The organism is Pseudomonas sp. 05L36 (assembly GCF_056398125.1).
Map to the genome: position 1 here is coordinate 1 of NZ_JBFTOU010000051.1, position 18780 is coordinate 18780.

Consider the following 18780-nt stretch of genomic DNA (forward strand, 5'->3'; position numbering starts at 1 on the left):
GCGTTCAAGGCCAAGACCATTATCGTCAACAAGCGCTCGATGGCCAGCGGCTACGCCGGCCTGGATAACGAGCTGTTCTACCTGGATAAAACCATGATGGTGTTCGGCGACGCGAAAAAGGTCATCGAAGACATGGTCAAGGCCGTCGAGTAAACATGCTCCAACGCCCTCCCAAAAAACCTCGGCCTTTAATAGGCTGGGGTGATTTTTGCGATACCACGCCCATGGCCTATCTGCGCAACCTGCGATTGGAGCAGGTGCATCTCGAATTGAGCAATCAAAGTGATGATGCGTCGGTAACCGATATCGCCTTCAAATGGGGCTTTGCCCACTTGGGTCGGTTTGCCCAGGAATATAAAAAACGTTTTGGCGAAGCACCGTCAACGACGCTTAGGTTTCGAAGCTGATAGTCGATAACTCAAACCAGAGTGACGGCACCGCAGGGCAAAGCGACTCTGCGGCGCTCAATCACTCCATCAACCGACCACGGCTGACAGAAAATCAAAAGATCGCAGCCTTCGGCAGCTCCTACGGGTTGAAACACGTTCCCTTGTAGGAGCTGCCGAAGGTTCGGGCCGCGTTCGGACGATCTTTTAATGGCTTCTCGGTTTAAAGCCTTACGCTTGCGAAAGTCGACTCATTGCGCGCCTGGCTCAGTGCCGACAACGGTCCGGACAACGGCGACAGCACCAGGGCCTGTGGCAGCGGCGTCATCGCGACTTGTTGTGTGGTGTTGGAACTTACACGCTCGTCGCGTGGCGGAATGCCGTAGTACTCGCGGTAGCACTTTGAGAAGTGCGGCGTGGACACGAAACCACAGACCGACGCCACTTCGATGATCGACATCGGCGTTTGTTTGAGCAATTGCCGGGCGCGGATCAGACGCAGCTTCAGGTAATAGCGCGACGGTGAGCAGTGCAGGTACTTCTGGAATAGCCGCTCCAGCTGACGTCGCGAAACGGCGACGTACACCGCCAGTTCGTCGAGGTCGATCGGCTCTTCGAGGTTGGCATCCATCAGCGCCACGATTTCCTGCAACTTCGGCTGGTTGGTGCCGAGCATGTGCTTGAGTGGCACGCGTTGGTGATCCTGCTCGTTGCGAATGCGCTCGTAGACGAACATTTCCGAAATGGCGGCCGACAGTTCACGTCCGTGATCGCGGCTGATCAGGTGCAGCATCATATCCAGTGGCGCGGTGCCGCCGGAGCTGGTGAAGCGGTTCCGGTCGAGGGTGAACAGCCGGGTGCTCATGCTCACCCGAGGAAAGGCTTCCTGCATCGCCGCCAGGCATTCCCAGTGCACACTGCAATCGAATCCATCCAGCAAGCCGGCACCGGCCAGCGCCCAGCTACCGGTGCACACCGCACCCAAGCGTTTGGACTGACGTGCCTGACTCTGCAGCCATGACACGTGTGCGCGGGTCACCGTGCGTTGAATTCCGATCCCGCCACAGACAATCACAATGTCGAGCGGCGGCGCTTTGTGCATGGCGGCGTCAGGCGTGATCTGCAGACCGTCACTGGCCCAGACTTGACCGCCATCGACTGTGAGCGTGGTCCAGCGATACAGCTCGCGGCCGGATAACTGATTCGCCATGCGCAGGGGTTCCACGGCGGACGCCAGGGAAATCAGCGTGAAATTGTCCAGCAGCAGAAAGCCGATGGATTGAGGCGCACGGTTCTGGGGTTGGGCCCCGGAGTTGAACGTCGTCATCGCGGTATCTCCTCACACAAAGCGGGTAAACGGCCTCAGGCGCAGGCTCTTTTTATTGCTCGTCCGGCGAGCTATTTGTATTTACCTGCAAAACTCACACCTGACTTCAATGAATCCTTCCATGCGTTCAAAAAACGACATGCCGATGTCTCTATCTCGATGATCGCAAGGGGTAAGGTTAAAAGCGAAGGAGATGTGGTCAACCGCTCTACTCATTGGCGGTGAGCAATAAGGTAGCGTTTTTGGGAGGGAATGGCCGAAAACGACAACTTGCTTGCTACCGACATGCACAGGTCGGTTTTCGAAAAGAACAGTGGGCGATGACGTTAGTGATTGCAGCAACCTGAAGTATGCGCCGCGACGGTGCATGGCGGCCTATACCCGGTCTTTACCAGTGGCCGCAGTGTTGCCGGTGGCCTGATGTTGTACGAAATCGCCACCGACAACGTTGGACTGGCCAATGCCGGTGCAGCGGCCCGGGCACAAGGCCCTTCGACCATCGCCAGCAACCCCGCAGGCTTGAGCTACCTCAGCGGAACACAGATCTGCGCTGGCGCTCAGGTTCTTTTTGGTGACTTATCGTTCGATAAAGACAGTGAAACCAATACACCGGGCACCGACAGTGGTAACGCGCTCAATCCCATACCGGGTGGCAGTTTCTTCATCAGCCATCAACCGGATACGCAATGGTCTATTCTGGCCACAGTCAATTGGCAGGATTGGTCGAAATTCGGCGACATCGGCATTGACGTAGACACTTCCAGAACCGGTTCACATGGACACTCGCGACGCCAGCTTGCACAAAACCAACGAGGTGGAAATGAACAGGAATTCAAACAAGGGCTGGACAATGGCTGCGGCGGTCATCGTCGTGGGTTCAACGCTTTTCGCGGGGTGTGCGAGCAAGAACGATCCGATCGCGCAGGCAGACAAGGCGGATGTGGCCAAGGGCGTACCTGCGCCAAGTCTCGAGCAGACCAAGGCGATCGCTGAGGAAGGCTTTATCTACGGCTTGCCGCTGGTCATGAACTACGCCGTGATGAACGAATTCGCGGTGGACTCCAGGTCCAGCCAGTTCAAGGCCCCCTTCAACCAACTGCACAACGATCATAAGGTCGCGACGCCAGCTGACACGGCCATCATTACACCCAACAGCGACACGCCGTACTCCTTTCTCTGGGCCGACCTGCGCGCAGAGCCTCTCGTAATCACCGTGCCGGCAGTTTCCAAAAAGCGCTACTACTCGGTGCAACTGATCGACGGCAACACCTATAACTACGGTTACATCGGCAGCCGGGCAACGGCCAGCGCACCCGGGAGCTATCTGATTGCAGGCCCCGACTGGAAGGGTGCGACTCCCCCTGGCATCGACAAGGTGTTCAGCTCCACGACCCCTTTCGCACTGACGTTGATCCGCACCCAGTTGTTCAATCCAGCCGACATGCCGAATGTCGAGAAGCTGCAGGCGGGTTACAAGCTCCAGCCACTGTCCGCCTTCCTCCATCAACCCGCGCCGCCCGCTGCGTCGAAGATTGATTTCCTGCCGGCTACCACGGAAGGTATCAAGGCCAACTTCTTCGAGTACCTGTCGGCGGCGCTGCAGTATGTGCCAGCATCAGCGGAGGACAAGGAGATCCGTGCCAGGCTGGCCAGCATCGGGGTAGGCCCCGGCCGGAACTTCGAAATCAAAGACCTCTCGCTCGAGCACAAGGCCGTGGTCCTGCTCGGGATGAAGGCCGGCGACGAGAAGGTCGACAAGTTCCTCTCGAGCGGAATGAAGAATATCAACGGCTGGAGCGTCGGCGCGTTCTTCGGCGACCAGGCGTTCTACAAAGGCGACTGGCTGATGCGGGCTGGCGCCGCGAAGGCTGGTCTGTACGGTAATGACGCCGCCGAGGCGATGTACCCCATTACGCGTACCGATGGCAACGGCCAGACGTTGAATACCGGCAAGCACAACTACACGCTCACCTTCCCCGCCGGCAAGCTGCCACCGGTCAATGCCTTCTGGTCGGTGACCATGTACGACGGCAAGAGCCAGCTGCTGATCAAGAATCCGCTCAACCGCTACCTGATCAATTCGCCGATGCTGTCGGCCATGAAGAAAAACGCGGACGGTTCGCTGACCCTGTACATCCAGAAGGATTCGCCGGGCAAGACCAAGGAAGCCAACTGGTTGCCGGCGCCTGACGACACGGCCTATCTGGTGATGCGCCTGTATTGGCCGAAGGCCACGCAGCCTTCGATTCTTCCCGCTGGCGCCGGTAGCTGGCAGCCGCCGGCAGTGGTGGCATCGAAGTAACGCGACGCTTGCGACTGCTTGCAGTTGGCAAGCAGTCGTTCGATTGCTCAGGCAGAGATCCAGCGGGCCCTATTGCCGAAAGGGCTGAGGCCACAGGGTCTGACCTTGAATAGCAGAATCCACTTACGACTGGGAAGCCAGGGAGTGGAATGTGCCGATCAACCTGTTCGTGACGCAATTGTTCAAAGTCGGCAAGCAGCCCATGAGCCTTCAGGCGGGGCCGCGATACTGGGCGGACAGTCCTGAAGATGGTGCACACGGTTGGGGCTTTCGGGTGGCGTACACACTACTCTTTCCTAAGTGAAACTATCCGTAAGATTCACTTTTAGCGCTCGAATGGTTGAGCGCCTGCGACTCGGTGAAATTCGAGACGTTGCCCCCCCTTGATGAGGATAGATATGAATCAAGATCATCAGGATTCCCGCCTTGGAGGGCACATCAGTGTCTAGTCATGCTGGCTGGCACGAAAATTCGCTACCCAGCCAGAAGTCAGAGGACACGTTGCTGTCATGTCAGCAGCGTTGTTTGATTTGCTGCTTATACTGACCGAGCAGTCTGCGCTTGCCATCCGTCGTGTTTCTCCTCGATCAGTGTCGCGCTCGCGTCGACAAACATCAGGAAAAACATAGTCTTACAGCAAGACAAGGAGCGTTATGAGATATCAAGTCGTGAGCAAACGCGACATTGAATATCGCCTGATTAGCAGTTAGCTGGCCGACTCAATCATCTAATGCGAAAAATGGAGTTTCAGGTTCATGATAACCACACTACCGAGAACATTTGGCTGTGCGATGGTATTGCTCGCGTCCTTTGGATTTACGCACGCCCAAGCAGCGGACATCACTCCCGCCGAAACGAAAGCCATCGCCGAGGAAGGCTACATCTACGGTCTGCCCATCGTGATGAACTACGCGACCATGTACGACTATGCCGTGGACAAGAGCTCCGGCCAGTACAAGGCGCCGTTCAACCACATTCACAGCATGCACAATGTCTTTAGCTACAAGGACACGGCCATCGTCTCGCCGAACAGCGACACACCGTATTCCTTGATGTTTATGGATCTGCGTAGCGAGCCGATCGTGCTGTCGGTGCCGACGGTGGAGAAACCGCGGTACTACTCGGTGCAGCTAATTGATAACAGCACCAACAACTTCGGTTACATCGGCAGCCGCACCACCGGCAGCGAAGCCGGCGATTACCTGGTGGTCGGCCCAGACTGGAAGGGTGTGACCCCGCCAGGAATCAAGAAGGTGTTTCGTTCCAGTACACAACTCCTCTTCGTGATCTTTCGCACCCAGCTCTACAATCCGGCGGACATGCCAAACGTCGAAAAGATCCAGTCCGGTTATGCGACCCAGCCGCTATCGGCTTTTCTCAAGCAACCTGCGCCGCCTGCCGCGCCGGCGATCGACTTTCCGAAGTTCGACAAGGACCTCGTAAAGACCGACTTCTTCAAGTATCTGGGCTTTGCATTGCAGTTTGCCCCGGCCACACCGGAAGAAGTGGCGATCCGCGCGAAGCTGGCCCGTATGGGCATTGGCGCCGGCAAGGACTTCAACTTCCAGGATCTCTCCGCCGAGCAAAAGACCGCAGTGGTTGAGGGCATGCAGGCTGGGCATACGAAGGTCCAGAATGCAGTCAATCATCTCGGCACGCAGGTCAATGGCTGGAACATCGTGAGTTCCGGCGGTGATGCCGCGTTCTACAATGGTGATTGGCTAAAGCGTGCCGCCATCGCACAAGCGGGCATCTATGCCAACGACGCCGAAGAGGCGACGTATCCGATGGCCAAGGTCCTGTCCGATGGTAAGCCGCTTGACGGCAGCAAGCACAACTACACCATCACCTTTCCCGCTGGACAGCTCCCGCCGGTCAACGCCTTCTGGTCGGTGACCATGTACGACGGCAAGTCGCAACTGCTGATCAAGAATCCGATCAATCGCTACCTCATCAACTCGCCGATGCTACCCGACATGAAGAAGAATGCAGACGGCTCGTTGACGCTCTACGTCCAGAAGGACTCACCCGGCGCGGACAAGGAAGGCAACTGGCTGCCCGCACCGAATGATCTGATCTACATGGTGATGCGCCTGTATTGGCCGAAGACGGAAACCCCTTCCGTACTGCCTCCTGGCAAAGGCACGTGGAGTCCGCCCGAGATCGTTAAAATCAATTGAGCACCTGACGACCGGTGCAGCGGACGACGCTGGCGCGTCGCCGCTGAACCGGGGCGTTACGTCCGCTGTGATTACCCAAAGGCCGGCGGTGGCCGCAAACCGTATACCTTGTTGTTTTGGCGTTATTTGCACGGCACTCCGCATGCCGCGATTCAACGCAATTGGGTGGATACCCCTCCTCAAGAGGGGGACGGTGTGAGCACAGCCTGTTCACGATGCTCTTAACGCACCGTGTAAATCCTTCCACCGTCCAACAGAGAACGACAATGTTCCCCGGGTCGAACTCGTCGTACACATGACCACTCAATGCCTACGATGACACTCCGTCGTTCTGACCGTCGATGCTGCTGGAGCATCAAGGATCGAGCCAGGAAAGCCGGCGCCCTCAATCTCACACTTTGTTACCGCATACCCCAATCGTGTGTAAAAACCTGCTTTGGTAACAGCCTCGCAGGCTGCCTCCCCCCCCTGCGCTAACCTGCCTGAAAGCCCATCCCAGAGCGCTGTACGTGCTTTCTCAGACGCCCAATCCGCGAATTGGCCGGGTGATTGCATATGCTTGTCTGTACAAGTACCTGCGTGTGCATAAGACATATTGCCAAGCAGTACCCGTGCTCGTGCGTCACAAGCGCTTTCGATGGTCCCAGGGAATAAAATAATGAAAAAAGCATTTCTCACCCTTTCTGCATTGGCTTTGTGTGTGGCTGCCGGTTCTGCGTTGGCCAAGGAGTACAAGGTGTTGCGCTTTGGCGTCGACCCCTCTTATGCGCCGTTCGAATCCAAGGCCGCCGATGGCAGCCTGGTGGGCTTCGATATCGATCTGGGTAACGCGATCTGCGCAGAGCTGAAGGTCAAGTGCAAGTGGGTCGAAAGCGACTTCGACGGCATGATTCCCGGCCTCAAGGCCAACAAGTTCGACGGCGTGATCTCTTCCATGACCGCCACGCCAGCACGTGAGAAAGTTATCGATTTCTCAAACGAGCTGTTCTCTGGCCCGACCGCACTGGTATTCAAGAAAGGCGCGGCCATCGGCACCGATCCGGCCTCCCTCAAGGGCAAGAAAGTCGGCTACGAGCAAGGCACCATCCAGGAAGCCTACGCCAAGGCCGTGCTGGACAAGGCCGGGGTAGAGACCCAGGCCTACGCCAACCAGGACCAGGTGTACGCTGACCTGATCTCCGGACGCCTCGATGCCTCAATCCAGGACATGCTGCAAGCCGAACTGGGCTTCCTGAAGTCGCCACCAGGCGCCGACTTCCAGGTCAGCGAGCCGGTCGAAAGCCCCCTGCTGCCAGCCAAAACCGCCGTGGGCCTGACCAAAGGCAACGCCGAGCTCCAGGCCTTGCTGAACAAAGGTATCCAGGCACTGCACGACAATGGCACCTATGCGGCCGTCCAGCAGAAGCACTTTGGCGATCTGAATCTCTACAGCGGCAAATAATGACCCTGCGCCCATTTCCGGATGGGCACTTTTTTGATTGACGTAGGGCTGCCCAATGCTAGAAAACCTCTTGATGATTCTGGGGCTGTCAGGCTTCAGCCTTAAGGGCTTCGGCCCGCTGTTGCTGCAAGGCTCCTGGATGACTGTCAAATTATCCTTTCTGTGCTTGCTGGTGAGCGTAGGCCTGGGCCTGATCGGCGCCAGCGCCAAGCTTTCGAAATCGGCACTGCTGCGCGTCCCTGCGCAGGCCTACACCACGCTGATCCGCGGGGTGCCGGACCTGGTGCTGATGCTGCTGATCTTCTACAGCCTGCAAACCTGGCTGACCTCGTTGACCGATTTCATGGAATGGGAATACATCGAAATCAATCCCTTTAGCGCCGGGGTCATTACCCTGGGCTTCATCTACGGGGCTTATTTCACCGAAACCTTCCGTGGCGCCATCCTCGCCGTACCGCGAGGGCAGATGGAAGCGGCTACCGCCTACGGCCTGACCCGCGCTCAGCGCTTTCGCCTGGTGGTGTTCCCGCAAATGATGCGTTTTGCCCTGCCGGGTATCGGTAATAACTGGATGGTGATCCTCAAGGCCACCGCGCTGGTGTCGATCATTGGCCTGGCCGATCTGGTCAAGGTGGCCCAGGACGCGGGCAAGAGCTCCTATCAGCTGTTCTTCTTCCTGATTCTGGCCGCCTTGATCTATCTGGTGATCACCACCGTTTCGAACTACGTCTTGCGCCGGATGGAAATCTTCTACGCCGCAGGCACCCGGGAGGCCGTGCGATGATCGAGCTACTGCAGGAATACTGGAAACCTTTCCTGTTCCAGGACGGCAATCACATCACCGGGCTGGCCATGACCCTCTGGCTGCTCAGTGCCTCGATCTTCTTCGGCTTCGTGATGTCGATCCCGCTGTCGATTGCCCGGGTCTCGACCAATGTCTGGGTGCGCTGGCCGGTGCAGTTCTACACCTACCTGTTCCGCGGTACGCCTCTCTATATTCAGCTGCTGATTTGCTACACCGGCATTTACAGCCTGGCCGCGGTGCGTGCGCAGCCCGTGCTGGATGCGTTCTTTCGCGATGCGATGAACTGCACCATCCTGGCGTTCGCCCTGAACACCTGCGCCTACACCACGGAGATTTTCGCCGGGGCAATCCGCAGCATGGCCCACGGTGAAGTGGAAGCGGCCAAGGCTTACGGACTGACCGGCTGGAGGCTGTATGCCTACGTGATCATGCCGTCGGCCTTGCGTCGCTCGTTGCCGTACTACAGCAACGAAGTGATCCTGATGCTGCACTCGACCACCGTGGCCTTCACCGCGACCATCCCGGACATTCTGAAAGTTGCGCGGGACGCCAACTCGGCGACATTCCTGACCTTCCAGTCGTTCGGCATCGCCGCATTGATCTACCTGGCAGTCACTTTCTCTCTGGTCGGCCTGTTCCGCCTGGCTGAACGCCGTTGGTTGTCTTTCCTCGGCCCGGCTCACTAATTCAGGATGCTTGTTCATGTACAAACTGACCGTTGAAAACCTGCACAAAAGTTATGGCAACCATGAAGTCCTCAAGGGCGTTTCGCTAAACGCCAAGACCGGCGATGTGATCAGCCTGATTGGCGCCAGTGGTTCGGGCAAGAGCACCTTTCTGCGTTGCATCAACTTCCTGGAAACGCCCAATGACGGCGCCATGAGCCTGGACAACCAGCCGATTCAAATGGTCCATGACCGCCACGGCATGCGCGTGGCCGACGCCAATGAACTGCAACGCATCCGCACTCGCCTGGCGATGGTGTTCCAGCACTTCAACCTGTGGAGCCACATGACCGTGCTCGAGAACATCACCATGGCCCCACGCCGGGTGCTGGGCGTTAGCAAGAAGGACGCAGAGGATCGCGCCCGGCGCTACCTGGACAAGGTCGGTTTGCCGGCACGGGTGGCCGATCAATACCCGGCGTTTCTCTCGGGTGGTCAGCAGCAACGGGTCGCCATTGCCCGTGCCCTGAGCATGGAACCGGAGATCATGCTGTTCGACGAGCCGACTTCGGCCCTGGACCCGGAACTGGTGGGAGAAGTGCTCAAGGTGATCCAGGGGCTGGCCGAAGAAGGCCGCACCATGATCATGGTGACCCACGAAATGAGCTTTGCGCGCAAAGTGTCGAACCAGGTGCTGTTCCTGCACCAGGGGCGGGTCGAAGAGCAGGGTGCGCCCGAGGACGTATTGGGTAACCCTAAAAGTGAGCGTCTGCAGCAGTTCCTCAGCGGCAACCTGAAGTAACCAGAGTGCCTTCGAGCAACCGCAGGGTCGCTCGAAGGCGCTGGCTCAACCCTTCAGGGTGCCTCCAAAGGACCCATTAGATGATCCAGGGCGGGGGCACGATGCGCGCCCTTTGCCCTTGCCCTTGCCTTGGTCAGGAAGTCCACGCGGGTGGGTCATGGGGCCAGCCGATAGGTGGACTGCACCAACCCCGAAGGAAAGCAGCGGCTGGATAACAGTTTCAAGTCAACATCCTGCTGAAGGCCCCCGAACAATGGCCTACCCGACCCGATCAGTACGGGAACGGTAGTGATCACCATATCGGCGATCAATCCATCGCGCAGGAATGATTGCACCAGCTGCCCGCCATCGACATAGACCCGACGCATGCCTTGCCTCGCAAGCTCCTCCATCACCTCCCGGGGTGCGAGGTTGGAAAAGCGTAGCTTGCCCTTCAGCGCCTCGGGCACCGGCGAATCGGCCAGCTGTCCAGACAGCACCACCACGGGTCGGTCGTAAAACCATGTGTCGAAGGTCAGCACTTTCTCATAGCTTCCCCGCCCCATTACGATTACATCTTTGTCGGCGATGAAATCTGAGTAGCCATGATCCTCGGACTGATCATCGCGCTGCAAAAGCCAGTCGATGTCGCCATCGGGCCGGGCGATGAAGCCATCCAGACTGGTGGCGATGAAAACATGTGCAGTGGACATCAGGTGCCCCTTATTTATACGGTGTATGTCAATGCATGATCATAAGCCTAATAAGGCTCACCTTCGATTGCTACCTCTCATAGGTGCGGCCCTCAAAGAGGAGCAACGGGCTCACCGAATTGGAACATCGACGTTCGTTGGTTGAGCGATCGCCCGATCGAAGCCATGAGTTGTAACAATCCGTCAGCGCTGTTTTACAGCCTTTGGGATGGATCAAAAACCGGCTTTTTCCAGGTCGACAGTGTCTTCATCAAGCTGTTGGCACCGATGACTTTCATGACCCGCTTCAAGTTGTCGGCGAGCACGTGCAAGTCCATCTCGGCACTTAATCGCAGTTTTATGGATTCGCGTGGTGCTGCAGAAGGTTTGTGGGAGGCATCTGATTTTGTCGAACTTGCCCGCTCGGTGGAGAACGTGGAGACACACATTGCCAGCGAGGTTGAAAAGCAAGTGCGTCTACAAAAGCCTTGACTCCTCCAGCTTCCCTGGCTGAACCAGGCATGGAGCAGTCGGCAAATGAAGCCATCATCAATCGCCTCTCTTGTACGGATTGATGTTGCTACCCCTGCCCTCGCAACACCGCAATATCCCTCTTGGGGGGGACGCCAAACAGACGGCTGTATTCGCGGCTGAACTGGGATGGGCTTTCATAGCCGACCTTGAAAGCGGCGCTGGATACGTCCTGGTGTTCATTGAGCATCAACCGTCTTGCTTCATTCAGCCGCAGCCATTTTTGGTACTGCAAGGGGCTCATTGCGGTGAGTTGGCGGAAGTGGTGGTGAAAGGTCGGAGTGCTCATCTGCACACGGGCTGCAAGCTCATCGATGCGAAGCGCCAAGGTGTAATTCAACTTCAACCAATCGATGGCTTTCGCGATCCGATAACCCTGGCCATCGACAGACGTTATTTGTCGAAGCCGGCTCGCCTGATCACTCTGCAGGAGACGGTAGTGAATCTCGCGCTGGATCAAGGGGGCAAGAACAGGGATGGACTCCGGCTCATCGAGCAGGGCCAATAAGCGCTCGAATGAGGCCAGCATCGCTGGGGTCACTGAGCCAATTCCTACCCCCTTTGCAACTGATCGATCACGGGTTGGTGGCAGGTCACTTTGCGCTATCAGCTCAGCCAGCATGCGCAGATCGAGTTTCAAGGTCAGCCCCAGGCATGGTTGTTCCGGGCTTGCCGTCAGCACTTCTGAATTTGCAGGCAAATCCAATGAGGTGATCAGAAACCGCGACGTGTCGTAGGGGTAGCCCTCGCCACCTACCCAGAGCTGTTTCTCACCTCGGGCGACAAGGATGATGCTTGGCTCGACCATGCAAACGATGGGCGGTGCTGGATGTTCGCGCCTGAAAAAACCGAGGCCTGCAATGGCCGTTGCATAATCACCTGGTTTGGAGATCTGCGCGCCGATGATCTGCGCAAGCGCTTCTTGTGGCGATAACTGTTGAGGAGCGGTGTCGGGTTTGTTCGTCATATTCGTCTTGTACCTCTTCCCTGAACTCTAACTCGCCAACTCACGACCGTCCTGCAAAAAAACAGAGACTCATAGAATCAGGCAAGTAATCCAGCGCAATGCACTACAGAGGGTCTGGGCAGAGCGGGAGAATGTTCATCCGACAAACCCATCGAGGATGCTCCCATGCTTGTCAAAGCCTACGGTGCTCACGCGGGCGACAAACCCCTTGAGCCAATGCAGATCAACCGCCGAACGCCTGCAGCCCATGATGTTCAGATCGATATCGCCTTCTGTGGCATCTGCCATTCAGATTTGCACCAAGTGCGTGCCGAGTGGGCAGGCACGCAATTTCCCTGCGTACCGGGTCACGAAATTGTCGGCCGTGTATCGGCGGTGGGCGCGCATGTTGCGGATTTCAAAGTCGGCGATCTGGTCGGTGTCGGCTGCATTGTCGACAGCTGTAAACACTGTGACGACTGTGAGACAGGCCTGGAAAACTACTGCGACGCAATGGTCGGCACCTACAACTTTCCGACACCGGACGCACCCGGCTGGACGCTGGGCGGCTACTCGCAAAACATCGTGGTGCATGAGCGCTACGTGTTGCGCATCCGCCATCCCGAGGCACAACTGGCTGCCGTCGCTCCGCTGCTGTGCGCGGGCATCACTACCTACTCCCCTCTGCGCCACTGGAACGCCGGCCCAGGCAAGAAAATAGGCGTGGTCGGCATCGGTGGCCTGGGCCACATGGGCATCAAGCTGGCTCATGCGATGGGCGCCCACGTCGTGGCGTTCACCACCTCTGAATCCAAGCGCGAGGCGGCAAAGGCGTTAGGCGCCGATGAGGTCGTCGTATCGCGCAACGCTGAAGAAATGGCTGCACATACCAAGAGTTTCGACTTCATTCTCAACACCGTCGCAGCCCCCCACGATCTCGATGCGTTTCTGGTGCTGCTCAAGCGTGATGGGGCACTGACTCTGGTCGGTGCGCCCGCCTCGCCACATCCATCGCCGAACGTATTCAACCTGATCATGAAACGCCGAACGATTGCCGGCTCGATGATTGGTGGTATCCCCGAAACACAGGAGATGCTCGATTTCTGCGCCGAGCACGGCATCGTCTCCGATATCGAACTGGTGCGGGCCGATCAGATCAATGAGTCCTATGAACGGATGCTCAAGGGCGACGTCAAGTACCGCTTTGTGATCGACAACTCCACATTGGTTGATTGAGCGCCTCAGATTCAAGAACGCAAATGGACTCCATCCAAAAGTAAGGAATATCGAATGAACAGACTCTTTCTTGCCCTGGGGCTGTTTATCGCCTCTTTCTCATCAATGGGAGCTGACATGTCTAACGGTGCTGACAACTTCTACAAAAGCGAAAAGGTCATCGCAGAAAAGGTCACCTTTAAAAACCAATACAAGATGAACGTTGTAGGGAACCTCTACATTCCTAAAGGAGTGGATCCCAAGATCAAGAACCCCGCGATCATCGTAGGGCACCCAATGGGCGCGGTGAAAGAACAGAGCTCCAACCTGTATGCCCAGAAGCTCGCCGAGCAAGGTTTCGTGACATTGGCGATTGATCTTTCGTTCTGGGGTGAAAGCGAGGGGCAGCCCCGTCAAGCCGTGTCGCCGGACATCTACGCCGAGGACTTCAGCGCGGCGGTGGATTTCCTGGGCACACGGCCTTTCGTTAACCGTGAGCGCATCGGCATCATCGGCATTTGCGGCAGCGGCGCCTTCGTCATCAGCGCGGCCAAGATCGACCCTCGACTGAAGGCAATCGCAACAGTCAGCATGTACAACCACGGCGACCTATACCGCAAAGGTTTGGGTCATTCGACGACCCCAGAGCAGAAACGCACGGCACTCGCCGAAGCTGCAGAACAACGCTATGTGGAATTCACTGGCGGCGCTACCCAGTACACCGCCGGTGCCCCGTTGAAGCTCACAGGCAATGCGATAGGCGATGAGTTTTTTGATTTCTATCGCACTCCTCGCGGTGAAGTCACCCCTGCCGGCGCATCGCCGCAGACGTCCACCATGCCGACACTGACCACCAATGCGAAGTTCTACAATTTCTACCCGTTCGAAGACATCGAGACTATTTCGCCACGTCCACTTCTCTTGATCACGGGCGTCGAGGCTCATTCTCGTGAATACAGTGAAGATGCCTACAAGCGTGCAGCGGAGCCTAAAGAACTGGTCATCGTTCCGGGCGCCAACCACGTCGATCTCTACGACCGGGTCAACCTCATTCCATTCGCCAAGTTGACCACGTTCTTCAAAAGCAACCTTAAGTAGCCCGTTCGGTGCCCTGGCCGGGCATCGCTTCTCTCGTAGCCTCGTCCTCGGGGCTACGACGCTTCGCGCAATACAGGATTCAAACAATGACTGATCACACCACCCCAGTGCCCCATAAATCATGGGGTGCCGTATTCGCCATGTCGCTCGCCGCCTTCGTGCTGGTGGCATCGGAATTCATGCCCGTCAGCCTGCTGACACCCATTGCCGCCGATCTGCATATCACCGAAGGACAAGCCGGTCAGGGCATTTCCGTTTCGGGGCTGTTTGCCTTATTCACCAGCCTTCTTATCCCGCTGGTGACAGCGCGGGTCGACCGTAAACCGCTGCTTCTTTCATTGACGCTGTTGATGATCCTTTCTGGAACAGTGGTCGCGTTCGCCCCGAACTACTGGGTGTTCATGATCGGCCGCGCGCTGATCGGTATTGCGATAGGTGGCTTCTGGTCATTGTCGGCGGCAACCGCCATGCGCCTGGTGCCTGACGACCAAGTCACACGTGCCATGGCAATCGTCAACGGCGGCAACGCTTTGGCGACTGTGATTGCAGCACCATTGGGCAGTTTTCTCGGCGCCTTGATTGGCTGGCGCGGTGCATTCTTGTGCGTCATCCCAGTCGCGATAGTCGCTTGTGTATGGCTGTCTGTAAGCCTTCCACCGATGAAATCGCAAAGCGGTTCAGGCACTGGAAACGTCTTCAGATTGATGAAAAGCGTACCGGTCGCGCTAGGCATGGTGGCGGTCAGTGTGTTTTTCATGGGCCAGTTCATGCTGTTTACCTATTTGCGCCCATTCCTTGAAACGGTCACGCACGCCAGTGTCTCCATGCTGTCTTTTATGTTGCTCGTTCTGGGCCTGGCGGGACTTGCCGGAACCTTCCTGATTGAAGCGTTCTTGAAAAATGGCCTGCATCGAACCCTCATCGTCATCCCGATCTTCATGGCGATGATTGCACTGGCGCTTGTTTCATTCGGTAGCTCGGCGACCACCACGACCGTCTTGCTTGGCGCATGGGGACTGGTGGCGACTGCAGCGCCCGTGGGATGGTGGACATGGCTGGCGAGAACGTTGCCAGACGCTGCTGAAGCGGGAGGCGGTTTAATGGTGGCGATCATCCAACTCGCTATTGCGTCTGGCGCAACCGTTGGCGGGCTGGTCTTCGACTCGAGCGGCTATCAAGCGACCTTCAAATTGAGCGCCACGTTGCTAGGCGTAGCGGCGGTTCTTGCCTTCCTGGCTGCACGCGCAGCAACGCGGGAGCCTGTTGCATCGGTCAGCATTGCTTGAAATAACCGCAAGACACGCCAAGGCATGTCTTGTGGTTTCGGTTGAGCATGCGCTCGGAAACTGGACGTGACCGTCAGCGTGCGCTGTCGATGATTTGGCCACCGTCAGGGGTAAGACTGTAACCCGTCAGGAACTGCGCATCCTTGCTGGCAAGGAACAGCACGACCGGCGCAATGTCCTCTTCGGGTGATCCATAACGGCCAAGTGCGTTGGTGGGTGCGGGCGCATTGGCAGCAGCCCCCCAAGTGTCCGCAACCGGCATGACATTGTTCACCGTGATCTTGTCTGCGCCCCACTCCCTTGCCGCCGAGCGAGTCAAGGCACACACCGCCTCCTTTGCCATGTTGTAAGGGGCATAACCCTGCAAGCCGATGACACCGGCCAACGATGCAAAGTTGATGACTCTACCCTCCCCGCTGGCTTTAAGGTGTGGGTAGCAGGCTTGCATCGTCCGCAGATAGGCAATCGGCCCCATTTCCAGATTGCGTTGCAATTGCTCGACTGACAGATCGAGAACCGATGAGAAGACGGCGCAGGGGTCGAAGGCATTGTTCACCAGGATCCTGCAAACAGCTGGGCAGTAGCGCGGCCAATACCACGACCGGCGCCAGTGACGATGGCTACTTTTCCATTGAGTCGGGACATGTTGATCTCCAGTTATGTGGGGGTTATTAAATGTGCCGTTGTTACTTGCCCGTAGGGTGACTGCACGTCATGAGCAGCGTTTTGAGTCAAGAAAGAAGCGATCAGCAACACGAGGCAGATAACCGCCGGCAAGGCTCCACCAGGCTTGCGGACATTGATATGCGCAAACGCTGAGAGCAGCAGGTGATAAAGCATGCCGGCGTAGGCCAGGTCGCTAAGCGACACATTGATCCGCAACACAATGGCGACCACCGCCAGGATCTTCACTGCAATGAGCATCGGCATCAGATTGGCGGGGTAGCCGAGGTCGGCGAGTGCTTGACGAACCCATTCCCTTTTAACCAGGTACAGAGTCGCCGAGGCCAGATACAACAACGACAGCAGTGTCGTACTGATCCAATAAATGTAGATTTCAATCATGGGGTTTTCCTAAGCAAGCGTTAATGCGTCGACTTAGGTCAAAGATGTCGCCTAATATGAAAAGCGACAAGTAGGATGAAAAAGTGGTGCTTAGTATGGAAAACCAGACTATTGATGACGATCAGATCAATATGCACGAGGAAATGCGCCGTGCATTTGCGCTGCTCTCAGGCAAGTGGAAGCTGGAAATCATGTGGTTGTTGAACCAGCGAATCTATCGCTTCGGAGAACTTCGCAAGGCGATCAGCGGCATCACCCAGCACATGCTGACGGCACAACTTCGTGAACTCGAAAACGATGGCCTGGTGTCGCGAACAGTCTTCGCGCAAGTGCCCCCGCGCGTCGAATATGAGATGACGGCAAAGGCCCGTGCACTCGGGCCAACGATGGAAGCACTCGCGTTATGGTGGAGCGAGTATGGGAAAAGCGTTCCGGTGAAACCAAGCTCGCGCGGTCGTAAACCCAGAAGCAGTTAGACATTGAATGTTGTTACCCGATCAACCGCTCCCGAGCAGGTCTGCGCTAATCAAGGTGAGAATACTTAGAGCGCTTTGTTGAGAAGAAAATAGCTCCCAGATCGCTCCGCAAGCAAACTGCTGAATACGTAACCGAGGGTGACCAAACCGCATGAGTGCGAGTGCTCTTCTCGGCACGCAAATCATGCTTGCGGATTCAAGCAGGGAGAAACCTGTAGGCAGAGCAGTGGGTAAAAAGCTGATCAGGAGATTTTCATCACGCCTGAACATCCATGAAGTCCCTGGCCCAATTCAAATATGTTTCCGGCAACGTGTAGGTATAGGCCAGCTCGGTAGCGCTTAAGTTTGATGTGTTGCGAGTGAGCTGGCGTTGTTCACGAAGGCAGTCATAGGTCGCTTTAATGGAGGCGAAATAAGCACCATGACCTGCAACAATGATTCGCACTCCTAGCTTGGCCAAGCGTTCGTTGTCGTTGAGTCTCGGGTTTCCGTAAGTGACCAACATCAGTGGAATCGTGATGTGCTCCACGATCTGATCGAGGTGCGCAAAGTCCTGGATGCCAACAATACAAATGCCATCCGCGCCGGCCCGTTGATAAGCGTGCATTCGGTGAATGACCTCATGCACTGGCAGGGCTGATGCGTTGGTTCGAGCAATAATCGAAAGCTCCGGATCAACGCGTGCTTCCAGTGCGGCCCGCACTTTGCCGACGCCCTCTTCAGTGCTGATGAGGTCTGTTGATTTACACCCGAATTGCGCCGGAAGAAAGGTGTCTTCAATCGTGAGTGCCGCTATTCCTGCGCGCTCCAACTCCTGGACAGTTCGCATGACGTTGAGTGCATTTCCGTAACCGTGATCGGCGTCAGCTATGACAGGCAACTGCGCCGCACGGCCTATTCTGGGCGCTTGTTCGACAAATTCAGACAGGGTAATGAGTGCGAAGTCTGGTGCAGCCAGAACCTGCAGAGATGCAACTGATCCACCCAGAATACCCACTTCAAATCCGAGATCGGCGGCAATGCGTGCTGACATCGGATCAAAGACTGAAGCCGTCTGGAAACAGTTACTGGATGCCAGCAGCTCGCGAAACGAACGGCGTAATGCTGGGTGGGAAACTCTGGGCATGATCGCTCCTCACTGTGGCCGTCATCGTGTGAACGATCAGTGCCAACTCAAAAGTGCGGCGAGACTATCACGCAAAAAATAGGTCCTTCACGGAATTCCGGGGAACACATATAACGAAATATCTGTAGGGGCTGCCGAACGCGGCCCGAACCTYCGGCAGCTCCTACAGGGGAACGCGTGCACCACCAAACAACGAGGTCGAGCGTTAGCTCGCCTCGCGGTGCTGTTGCGGTGCACGCCCCCTCGWGAGGCCGAGCGCAGGTTCTGCGCAGTGGGCAACCCGGCATGGATGCCGGGTTAGCAGCGCACGGCCATGGATGGCCGATCGCGGCGGGCCCTGTAGGAGCGAGCTTGCTCGCGAAAAACCTGAGAGCACCGCGGGGTGTCAGGCTCCCCGCGTCATCGTTGACCTCCATCGCGAGCAAGCTCGCTCCTACAGGCTCTTCCAAGTGACCCGC

Annotated in this window: 18 protein-coding genes and 4 pseudogenes; 15 read left to right on the forward strand and 7 right to left on the reverse strand. The window is 56.9% G+C overall.

From position 1 onward, the window contains the following. Together AC1DKH_RS29430 and AC1DKH_RS29435 are read left to right on the forward strand one after the other, a co-directional pair. Nucleotides 1-153, forward strand: a 153-nt coding sequence (locus tag AC1DKH_RS29430) for an NAD(P)(+) transhydrogenase (Re/Si-specific) subunit beta (protein WP_477800131.1), incomplete at its 5' end; no start/stop codon positions are given. A gap of 59 nt (nucleotides 154-212) precedes the next feature. Beyond that, nucleotides 213-407: pseudogene (locus AC1DKH_RS29435) on the forward strand (helix-turn-helix domain-containing protein); the annotation flags it as partial. Between the two features lie 202 nt (nucleotides 408-609). On the opposite strand, the gene gbdR reads toward AC1DKH_RS29435, so the two are convergent. Next, entirely contained in the window at nucleotides 610-1713 is a 1104-nt protein-coding gene (gene gbdR / locus AC1DKH_RS29440; protein WP_477755498.1) for a choline metabolism transcriptional regulator GbdR, read from the reverse strand. Between the two features lie 363 nt (nucleotides 1714-2076). Between gbdR and AC1DKH_RS29445 the strand changes: the two are divergent. The 8 genes and pseudogenes from AC1DKH_RS29445 to AC1DKH_RS29480 all read left to right on the forward strand — a co-directional run. Next, nucleotides 2077-2520 (forward strand): annotated as a pseudogene (locus AC1DKH_RS29445) (outer membrane protein transport protein); the annotation flags it as partial. A 13-nt stretch (nucleotides 2521-2533) separates the two neighbouring features. Beyond that, a complete protein-coding gene (locus AC1DKH_RS29450) occupies nucleotides 2534-4015 on the forward strand; it encodes a DUF1254 domain-containing protein (RefSeq protein ID WP_477800122.1) in 1482 nt (493 codons plus the stop codon). A 115-nt stretch (nucleotides 4016-4130) separates the two neighbouring features. Next, nucleotides 4131-4319: pseudogene (locus tag AC1DKH_RS29455) on the forward strand (transporter); the annotation flags it as partial. 487 nt (nucleotides 4320-4806) lie between these two features. Beyond that, nucleotides 4807-6195: a DUF1254 domain-containing protein gene (locus AC1DKH_RS29460; RefSeq protein ID WP_477800132.1), complete on the forward strand. Its 1389-nt coding sequence runs from the start codon at nucleotides 4807-4809 to the stop codon at nucleotides 6193-6195. 658 nt (nucleotides 6196-6853) lie between these two features. After that, nucleotides 6854-7636: a transporter substrate-binding domain-containing protein gene (locus AC1DKH_RS29465; RefSeq protein WP_477800123.1), complete on the forward strand. Its 783-nt coding sequence runs from the start codon at nucleotides 6854-6856 to the stop codon at nucleotides 7634-7636. 55 nt (nucleotides 7637-7691) lie between these two features. Continuing rightward, nucleotides 7692-8420, forward strand: coding sequence for an ABC transporter permease (locus AC1DKH_RS29470; RefSeq protein ID WP_477800124.1), 729 nt, complete (start codon nucleotides 7692-7694; stop codon nucleotides 8418-8420). Then, nucleotides 8417-9127 carry an ABC transporter permease gene (locus tag AC1DKH_RS29475; RefSeq protein WP_477764288.1) on the forward strand — a complete coding sequence of 237 codons (711 nt, stop codon included), beginning with the start codon at nucleotides 8417-8419 and terminating at the stop codon, nucleotides 9125-9127. The genes AC1DKH_RS29470 and AC1DKH_RS29475 overlap by 4 nt, the downstream gene beginning before the upstream one ends. A 16-nt stretch (nucleotides 9128-9143) precedes the next feature. Further along, nucleotides 9144-9908, forward strand: a complete 765-nt coding sequence (locus tag AC1DKH_RS29480) for an ABC transporter ATP-binding protein (RefSeq protein ID WP_046031503.1) — start codon at nucleotides 9144-9146, stop codon at nucleotides 9906-9908. A gap of 155 nt (nucleotides 9909-10063) precedes the next feature. Here the strand turns inward: AC1DKH_RS29480 and AC1DKH_RS29485 are convergent, their stop codons facing one another. Next, nucleotides 10064-10600 (reverse strand): dihydrofolate reductase family protein, encoded by a 537-nt coding sequence (locus AC1DKH_RS29485; protein ID WP_477755639.1) that lies wholly within the window; start codon nucleotides 10598-10600, stop codon nucleotides 10064-10066. A 141-nt stretch (nucleotides 10601-10741) separates the two neighbouring features. Between AC1DKH_RS29485 and AC1DKH_RS29490 the strand changes: the two genes are divergently transcribed. Then, on the forward strand, nucleotides 10742-11071 hold the full coding sequence (locus tag AC1DKH_RS29490; RefSeq protein WP_477800133.1) for a hypothetical protein: 330 nt from the start codon (nucleotides 10742-10744) through the stop codon (nucleotides 11069-11071). Between the two features lie 88 nt (nucleotides 11072-11159). Here the strand turns inward: AC1DKH_RS29490 and AC1DKH_RS29495 are convergent, their stop codons facing one another. Further along, nucleotides 11160-12077, reverse strand: coding sequence for an AraC family transcriptional regulator (locus tag AC1DKH_RS29495; RefSeq protein ID WP_477800125.1), 918 nt, complete (start codon nucleotides 12075-12077; stop codon nucleotides 11160-11162). Nucleotides 12078-12242: 165 nt separating this feature from the next. Here AC1DKH_RS29495 and AC1DKH_RS29500 point away from each other — a divergent pair, with 165 nt between their 5' ends. The 3 genes from AC1DKH_RS29500 to AC1DKH_RS29510 all read left to right on the forward strand — a co-directional run bounded on the left by AC1DKH_RS29500 (nucleotide 12243) and on the right by AC1DKH_RS29510 (nucleotide 15655). Continuing rightward, nucleotides 12243-13292 carry an NAD(P)-dependent alcohol dehydrogenase gene (locus AC1DKH_RS29500; RefSeq protein WP_477755636.1) on the forward strand — a complete coding sequence of 350 codons (1050 nt, stop codon included), beginning with the start codon at nucleotides 12243-12245 and terminating at the stop codon, nucleotides 13290-13292. Nucleotides 13293-13346: 54 nt separating this feature from the next. Further along, nucleotides 13347-14369, forward strand: coding sequence for an alpha/beta hydrolase (locus tag AC1DKH_RS29505; RefSeq protein WP_477800126.1), 1023 nt, complete (start codon nucleotides 13347-13349; stop codon nucleotides 14367-14369). 86 nt (nucleotides 14370-14455) lie between these two features. Next, nucleotides 14456-15655, forward strand: coding sequence for an MFS transporter (locus AC1DKH_RS29510; RefSeq protein WP_477800127.1), 1200 nt, complete (start codon nucleotides 14456-14458; stop codon nucleotides 15653-15655). Between the two features lie 73 nt (nucleotides 15656-15728). Here the strand turns inward: AC1DKH_RS29510 and AC1DKH_RS29515 are convergent, their stop codons facing one another. Next, the gene (locus tag AC1DKH_RS29515) at nucleotides 15729-16211 is read right to left on the reverse strand and encodes an SDR family NAD(P)-dependent oxidoreductase (protein WP_477800128.1); all 483 of its coding nucleotides are present in this window, start codon (nucleotides 16209-16211) and stop codon (nucleotides 15729-15731) included. Nucleotides 16212-16312: 101 nt separating this feature from the next. Then, nucleotides 16313-16720, reverse strand: a complete 408-nt coding sequence (locus AC1DKH_RS29520; RefSeq protein ID WP_477800129.1) for a DoxX family protein — start codon at nucleotides 16718-16720, stop codon at nucleotides 16313-16315. 95 nt (nucleotides 16721-16815) lie between these two features. On the opposite strand from AC1DKH_RS29520, the gene AC1DKH_RS29525 reads away from it, so the two are divergent. Beyond that, a complete protein-coding gene (locus AC1DKH_RS29525; RefSeq protein ID WP_477755631.1) occupies nucleotides 16816-17196 on the forward strand; it encodes a winged helix-turn-helix transcriptional regulator in 381 nt (126 codons plus the stop codon). Between the two features lie 256 nt (nucleotides 17197-17452). Here AC1DKH_RS29525 and AC1DKH_RS29530 read toward each other — a convergent pair whose 3' ends face one another. Beyond that, the gene (locus AC1DKH_RS29530) at nucleotides 17453-18322 is read right to left on the reverse strand and encodes an isocitrate lyase/PEP mutase family protein (RefSeq protein ID WP_477800130.1); all 870 of its coding nucleotides are present in this window, start codon (nucleotides 18320-18322) and stop codon (nucleotides 17453-17455) included. 338 nt (nucleotides 18323-18660) lie between these two features. After that, nucleotides 18661-18771, reverse strand: a pseudogene (locus tag AC1DKH_RS29535) (outer membrane lipoprotein carrier protein LolA); the annotation flags it as partial. Nucleotides 18772-18780 lie beyond the last annotated feature (9 nt).